Source organism: Yoonia sp. R2-816 (assembly GCF_046762905.1).
Lineage (GTDB): Bacteria > Pseudomonadota > Alphaproteobacteria > Rhodobacterales > Rhodobacteraceae > Yoonia.
Map to the genome: position 1 here is coordinate 1 of NZ_JBKQXN010000270.1, position 1,195 is coordinate 1,195.

1 protein-coding gene is annotated in these 1,195 nt (G+C 54.1%); it reads left to right on the forward strand.

Annotated elements, in window-relative coordinates; genetic code table 11:
- Positions 1-183 precede the first annotated feature (183 nt).
- Positions 184-894, forward strand: coding sequence for a transposase (locus ACFWW2_RS16735; protein ID WP_393929792.1), 711 nt, complete (start codon positions 184-186; stop codon positions 892-894).
- Positions 895-1,195 lie beyond the last annotated feature (301 nt).

A 1,195-nucleotide genomic window follows, 5' to 3' on the forward strand; every position in this document is an offset into this window, starting at 1 on the left:
AAAAAACTGACCACCTTATCAACCCGGCGTTCGGACTGCCAGGCCCCCGCCAGATGCAGTTAATATGAGACTGGAGACACTCGTAGTCTCAAATTAAGTGCCTAGCCCGTCCTTTACCGCCGCAGTCTTACAATTAAGTGCTAAGTGACACCAGACGCCCGATCCATGGCGACAACAGCACGCATGCCGCGTATTGTAGGTTATAATGTTCAAACGGCTGTCGAAGCCGATCACCACCTGATCGTAGCACATGAAGTCACTATGCTTGGGTTTGACCGGGATGCTTTGTCGATGATGGCGGCGGCAGCGAACGACGTCATGACGACAGATCAGCTCACAGCAATCGCCGATAAGGGCTATTACAAGGGCGAGGAAATTGTCGCCAGCGAAGACGCGGGTATCTCAGTTGTTGTCCCTAAACCCATGACATCAAACGCCGGTGCGCGCGGTCAGTTTGACAAGGCTGACTCTGCCTATGACCGCGATAAGGATGTCTATGTCTGCCCAGCAGGCGAGAAACTGACCTACAGATTTACCGGCCAACAAGACGGCAAAGCCCTCAGATCATACTGGTCGGGTGCCTGCGCCGATTGCGCCATCAAAGACAAATGCACGACCAGTAAAGAGCGGCGTGTGCGGCGATGGGAGAAAGAAGATGTGCTGGAGCGGGTGCAGGAAAGGTTGGACGCCGACCCAGCCCACCTGGCCGTCCGAAGCATGACGGTCGAGCATCCATACGGCACCATCAAATCATGGATGGGGGCCACCCACTTCAAAATGAGACGGCTGAAAAATGTCGCCACCGAGATGGCGCTGCACGTGCTCGCCTACAATATGACCCGCGTCATGAACCTGATGGGCATTCCGGCAATGATCGCAGCGATGAAGGCGTAAAAGGTCTCATTTGCCTTCAGATTGCTCCCCAAACTCTCGAATAAATCTGGAATTGCCCGAACCGCCCCTACGATGCATCAGAACAGTCGCATGGATGGTTCTGCGCCTAAATGACGGTGAACGTAAAAATGGTCCTCGGCACCACAATCAACCTAGTTTCCACACAGCCTCCGGACTTTGCGGCCATTGAAACTGATCAGCAGAATGTCCGCATCTGAGAACCTGCCATGCCCAGACAGGCTCTAGTTAGACTACTCATACAGCGGGACGTTTGAGAAACAGCCCAGCCACTCCAGATGCG

Bases quoted from the DNA above. Each gene is read 5' to 3' on its own strand.
- ACFWW2_RS16735 (WP_393929792.1), top strand. From the start codon at position 184: ATGCCGCGTATTGTAGGTTATAATGTTCAAACGGCTGTCGAAGCCGAT.